Consider the following 5,005-nt stretch of genomic DNA (forward strand, 5'->3'; position numbering starts at 1 on the left):
CGGGTTATCGATTAGGACCTCTTCCCCAATCTGCGGCGCGGACTATGCAGTTTCTGCATGGTTACCACGCCCGGAAGACGTTGCTGCCCGGCTGGAAGCTGCAGCGCTTGTCGTGGGGGCCATGAACAGACAACTGCAACTGTCCGCGATGTCATCTGGCTGAGCGGCTCCGGCAGGGTGTCTGGCGCTGGGGAAACGAGGTAAAACCGTTGAACTTCAGAAAGAGTCGGTAGCTTGGTATGCACGGTCAAGAGATCAGCTGGAGGTTGGAGCGTTGACCAAAGACTTATGGGTTATCAAAAGAGATAGCGAGACTTGGCAGCACGCGGTTTCGCGTTTCAGGCTTTATCCCGAGGACATGAATGCACTGATGGCCTGGGCAATAGAAGAAGACAATAAGTGCTTGCTTGGAACATCTCAGGTTGGCAATGAGTTTTTTATTCCCGCTGGTCTAGCTCCAACGAAAGCATCTGACGAAGGAGTCCAGCGACAGGCTCGTCTCGTAAAAGCTGAGCAGGAACGTCGAGATGCAGCACACGACGCCTCAGTAGACGCCCTTAGAGCTGAGTCTGAGTATCTAAATCGGTATCTTCGTCCTGGGGTTTCTCAGCACGTTCGCGATCTCGCAGCTGTTAATTTAATGACAGCTGCGCAATTAGAAGAACGTTTGCATCCTGAGATCTTGGACAAGCTCTCTCCTGCCATTGCTGATGCTATGTGCGAGCGCTATTTGAAGCTAGAGGGCATAATAGAGTCAAAGCGCTGGGAAAATCTAGGTAGAAATTGATGCCTGTTTCCTGATCTGCTTCAAACTACCTGCAAGCAACCTATCATCCATGAGAGAGCTGGATTGACCGTGAGATTGTGCTGAATTTCATCGGTTGTAGCAGCTTGAAATAAGGCTAAAATGGCATCATCTATCCCCGTCAATTTTTAATGGAAAATGTAAGCAAATTTCTGGCTCTTGACGGGCAATTTTTTTGGGCAGAGGAGGACTGAAGGGCGCACGAGTTAGCCCTAAATAGAGCCAGGGTCCCTAGGGGTAAGTTGGAGTTGATTGTTAAATTTTTTCAAGGTGGGGATTGGAGCTTGATTTCACATTTTCCTGGAGGGCTTGTGTGATGCCTGAATGAATTGAATTGATGGATGATGATGATGATGATGAACTAACTGCATTGGTGGCGACCCGGCCGGGGGAAAGACGCATGTGGAATAAGGAGAGAGGCCGCAAACGGGCTTTGCGGCCTGGTTGGTAATCGATGAAGTCTGATCCGATCAGCCTTGCGGCAGTGCCTCGTGCCGCTATTGCTGATCTGATGTGCGCACCTCTCGGTGCTGGTCAGCTGTGCGCACCTCTCGGTGCGACACCAGAAAAGCCTCAATCCAGTCGTGGTGGCACTTCTGGTTGATTCGATCGGCGATTGGTGCGGCCTCCTCAGGGATGGAGAAGCGCTTGCGGAAGCCTTGAGTAAGGCCTTCCAGCAGCGGACGGGGCAACTGGCGAATGGTGCTGTGGAGTGCGCTGATTGTGGTCGCATCGAGGGGGAGTAGCCCTGGATCCTGCTGATGTGGAGAGCCTGCATCCATCCCTTTTGGCTCAGCAGTGGCTGCCGCCGTTGATTGCCTTTGGGATGCAGGCCCGCTCAGCCGGGGCTGGCCTGTTGGGCGCTCATTTGGAGACGCAGAACTCGTGACCTCACGCTGCTGCTTGTCGTAGAGCGCCAAGCCAAAGGGATTGCCAAAGGTCATCAGCGCTCTTTTCATCGCATCGGTCTCGGCCTCCTTGATGGCGGACTCATGGGCCTGGCCCAGGTCGGCGTCGATGCCGTGGCCGGCACCGGTGCCCTCGCGGATCAGGGGTGTATGGCCTCCGGCTGTGACGGTGATGCGTACGCGGGCGGTGTAGGTGACGCCCCAGCCGGGCTTCTGGTCCCGACCAATCAATCGCTCAGCCTGTGCAACGCAGCGAACGGCGATGGTTTGGCGCTGCCAGCCGTCAAAGCCAAAGATGCGGTTGGCTTCCGCGATTACCTGCCAACCCTCCAAATAGCTCACGCGGCTGCGGCCCTGCTCCCGCTGACGAACTTTGGCCCGATCAAGCGGAGCGGCCAGGGCGGCGAGCTGCTCGGGGGAGAAGCCAAGGGGTTGAGCCTGGAGGACTTGCGGCGCCGCGGCTGATGGCGGGTTTGCTGACGTCTCCATATCGGACCGGTCAGCAGAGCGGATCACCTCCAGAGCGGAGGGCGGCCGCTGGGCCGGAAGAGGAGCGGCGGGACGACTGCTGGTGCTGGACCCATTGGCGGAAGGGGCGGCGACGGTCATGGCGATGGGAAGCGATGGAGCGAGAAGAAGAAAGGAGCGAAATCGGATCAGGAAGAAAGGGCCCGCCACTGCAGCGGGCCATGTCGCGGGGGGCTCTGCCCCCCTCCAGTCAGTGGATGCGCCAGGAGCGGCGGGTGAGCAGCTGAGCGCCGGTGATTTGACGGCCGGCTTTGAGGGCTTCCTTGATGGCGTTCTTGTCGGGTTTGCTTGTGGTGGAGAAGGTGAGCCACTCGGCATCGAGGGCCTGCTCTTCGTCGATCACGACAGCTGAGGACTTGCGGCTGCTGAGCTCGTGATCGGGGAAGGAGAAGCGGGCAGCGGCTGGCTGGAGCTGGGTGAGGACAAAGATCAGCGATTCCTCCAACGCATCAGCCCGGCCGGCATCACTACGTGCCAGATCGGCGAGCCGCTTGGCCTGCTGCTGGCGGTAGGCGGCCTGACCGCGTAGATGCTCGATCACCCAGCAGGTGGCATCGGCCTTGGCGGCGAGGGCCTGCTTATTGCCCTCTTCTGCAAGTAGGGCTGCCTCCAGCTCGGCCAGGGCCAGTGCCCGCTGCTCGGGATCATCAGTTTCCAGCTGCTCGGCGAGCTGGCCGATGGCGGTGGTGAGCTCTTGGGCCTCGCTGCCCAGCTGCCACAGCGAACCTGAGCGCTGCAGGGAGCAGGCAGGGCCTGATGCCGAGGGGGCTGCCGCTGGGGCAGGGGCAGCGACTGGAGCAGGGATGGGGGTGAGAACAGCCATGACGGTGAGAAGGTGATGGGAATGGAAAGAACGGAACGGAGCGCCAGGGGCGCCAAAGGCTTTTGGTGCTGGGGGATTACGAGCAGGCGATGCCAGCCGGAACAGCGCAGAGCCCGGCAGCTGGGCTGACCTCGACCACGGCAATCGGCACCGGGGAGCGGGAGGCCATACGGCGGGCTTCTCTCACCAGTGAGGCCGTGCCGGCACCACCGGGAAAGGCGACTACCAGCACTGAGGTGAGGCAGCCAGGAGAGCTGCGAGCAACAGCGCTGGCTACGGCCTGCTCGAGCAACTCGCGATTGCGAATTGGCCCAGCGGCCCGCCCATGGAGCTGCCATTGAGCTGGCATCACCAGGGCTGACCAACCCAGCTGCTGGGCCGCCCGACCAATGGCGGCATCAGCGCCGCGGGCCCCGCCATGGAGGAGCAAATGCACCAGCCGGCCACTGCTGCGGGCGAGCAGCTCAGCGGCAACCCGCTGCTGGGGCCAGGCCAGATCACGACCACCACCGGCCGCGATCACAAGCGAGCGGGATGGGGATATTTCAGGGCTAGACGAGAGATAAAGATCCATGAATCAGCTGCCAGATGTGACAACTGATCGGGGCAACACATCGCAAAAAGAAGAGCGGCAGTGCTGGCGAGATCAGGGGATTGGATTACCGCAGGCGATGGGCTAGAGGCCTTTGGCGCAGCTCTTATTCTAGCAGTACAAATGCACTTATAAATGAGTAAAACAACTGCAGGGCAATCGATCTGCGCAGAGCAAGGCCATGCCCGGTGGCCTCGGCCTACTAAGAACTAAGGCCATCAGATCCGATCAAAATCGACCATTGCCCCGCAGCCGCGCGAGGAAAGCTGGAGCCTCACTCCAGCCAGCCACCGGCATCCGGCAGCCACGCCACCGCAGCCGCGGGCATGCCCCCCTTGCGCTCCATCCCCGCACCCCAGCGCAGGGGCGGAAGGCGGCGGCGGCTGTCTGACGTCAGCCACGGCGCAGCTGTGGCAAGTTCAGAACAGCCGACGACGCCTGCAGCCCTCGCTGCGCTCTCTTGTTAAGCCCCAGGGCACATCCAGGAACTCCACCAGCAGCAACCCGGCGGGGTGCCGTGTTGCTTGCACTAGGCCGTAGCGGGTGGCCTGATCCATCCCGACCCGGCCCCAGGACAGCTGTTCGGGTGTGACGAGCACCCGAGACAGCCGCCGGCCATAAGGGCTTCTCTGATGGCTTCCAAGGCCTGCAGGAGCCTGTAGCAGTTGCGGCTGCGCTCGTAGCAGGGGTTGCCAGGGGTGTCGTGGTGCTGGAAATGATTAGGCGCTGACCCGATGAGGTGCTGACTGGCAGGAAGGGGAGCCTCGAAACCAGGGGTGGCAGGAAAAAACTCAGATCCAAGCGATCTCTCGGGCATAGCCCAAGCCCCTTTCGCCCTCTGCAGAGCCCTTTTGCTCTCTCGCAGCAGGCTCAAAGAGCTCTCGCTTCCGTCGAGGAATGGGCGAGAACCCAGGAGATTGTGCGCATTTTGCGCGCATCTCCCTTGGTCAATCGGTGAAAAGTCAATCGGGGCGACAGGATTCGAACCTGCGACCTAGTGCTCCCAAAGCACCCGCGCTACCAAGCTGCGCCACGCCCCGTCATTAGGACTTTAGGGGGCAGCTGGCACCGGCGAACTCCGCCAGCAGGCGAGGGCCGCCGCCAAAGGCTTGACACCACCAACTTCCTTGATTAGTACAGATGTACGCCAAGTGTCTCGGTTGTGCCCGATGCCCGTCTCCTCTCCCTACGCCGTCTTCCGAGCTGAAGAATGGCTACCCATCAGCGCCATGCCCATCAAAGCCATCTCCCTCTCCGTCATGCCCATCGCAGCCATGCCCGCCACCAAGCCTGCGGCCGGCAAAAAGCTGCGCGCCCGCACCCTGGTGCAGGGCGACCTCTTCCAGCCC

Annotated in this window: 6 protein-coding genes and 1 tRNA gene; 2 read left to right on the plus strand and 5 right to left on the minus strand. The window is 60.5% G+C overall.

Going from position 1 to position 5,005, the window contains the following annotated elements; translation table 11 throughout:
- Window positions 1–274: 274 nt before the first annotated feature.
- Window positions 275–787 carry a hypothetical protein gene (locus KBZ15_RS18370; RefSeq protein ID WP_255016669.1) on the plus strand — a complete coding sequence of 171 codons (513 nt, stop codon included), beginning with the start codon at window positions 275–277 and terminating at the stop codon, window positions 785–787.
- 515 nt (window positions 788–1,302) lie between these two features.
- Here the strand turns inward: KBZ15_RS18370 and KBZ15_RS18375 are convergent.
- The 5 genes from KBZ15_RS18375 to KBZ15_RS18395 all read right to left on the minus strand — a co-directional run bounded on the left by KBZ15_RS18375 (window position 1,303) and on the right by KBZ15_RS18395 (window position 4,696).
- Complete coding sequence (locus KBZ15_RS18375) at window positions 1,303–2,322, minus strand: RAD52 family DNA repair protein (protein WP_255016670.1); 1,020 nt, start codon at window positions 2,320–2,322, stop codon at window positions 1,303–1,305.
- A 109-nt stretch (window positions 2,323–2,431) separates the two neighbouring features.
- Window positions 2,432–3,064 (minus strand): siphovirus Gp157 family protein, encoded by a 633-nt coding sequence (locus KBZ15_RS18380; RefSeq protein WP_255016671.1) that lies wholly within the window; start codon window positions 3,062–3,064, stop codon window positions 2,432–2,434.
- 76 nt (window positions 3,065–3,140) lie between these two features.
- Window positions 3,141–3,638, minus strand: coding sequence for a DUF2493 domain-containing protein (locus KBZ15_RS18385; RefSeq protein ID WP_255016672.1), 498 nt, complete (start codon window positions 3,636–3,638; stop codon window positions 3,141–3,143).
- A gap of 437 nt (window positions 3,639–4,075) precedes the next feature.
- A complete protein-coding gene (locus tag KBZ15_RS18390; protein ID WP_255016673.1) occupies window positions 4,076–4,213 on the minus strand; it encodes a hypothetical protein in 138 nt (45 codons plus the stop codon).
- 409 nt (window positions 4,214–4,622) lie between these two features.
- Window positions 4,623–4,696, minus strand: a tRNA-Pro gene (locus tag KBZ15_RS18395).
- A 129-nt stretch (window positions 4,697–4,825) separates the two neighbouring features.
- Here KBZ15_RS18395 and KBZ15_RS18400 point away from each other — a divergent pair.
- Window positions 4,826–5,005 (plus strand): hypothetical protein (locus KBZ15_RS18400; RefSeq protein ID WP_255016674.1); only part of this gene is annotated, 180 nt, incomplete at its 3' end.

Source organism: Cyanobium sp. BA20m-p-22 (assembly GCF_024346275.1).
Classification (GTDB): Bacteria; Cyanobacteriota; Cyanobacteriia; order PCC-6307; family Cyanobiaceae; genus Cyanobium_A.

Coding starts and splice junctions, on each gene's coding strand:
- KBZ15_RS18375 (WP_255016670.1), bottom strand. CDS start 2,322: ATGACCGTCGCCGCCCCTTCCGCCAATGGGTCCAGCACCAGCAGTCGT.
- KBZ15_RS18380 (WP_255016671.1), bottom strand. CDS start 3,064: ATGGCTGTTCTCACCCCCATCCCTGCTCCAGTCGCTGCCCCTGCCCCA.
- KBZ15_RS18385 (WP_255016672.1), bottom strand. CDS start 3,638: ATGGATCTTTATCTCTCGTCTAGCCCTGAAATATCCCCATCCCGCTCG.
- KBZ15_RS18390 (WP_255016673.1), bottom strand. CDS start 4,213: ATGGATCAGGCCACCCGCTACGGCCTAGTGCAAGCAACACGGCACCCC.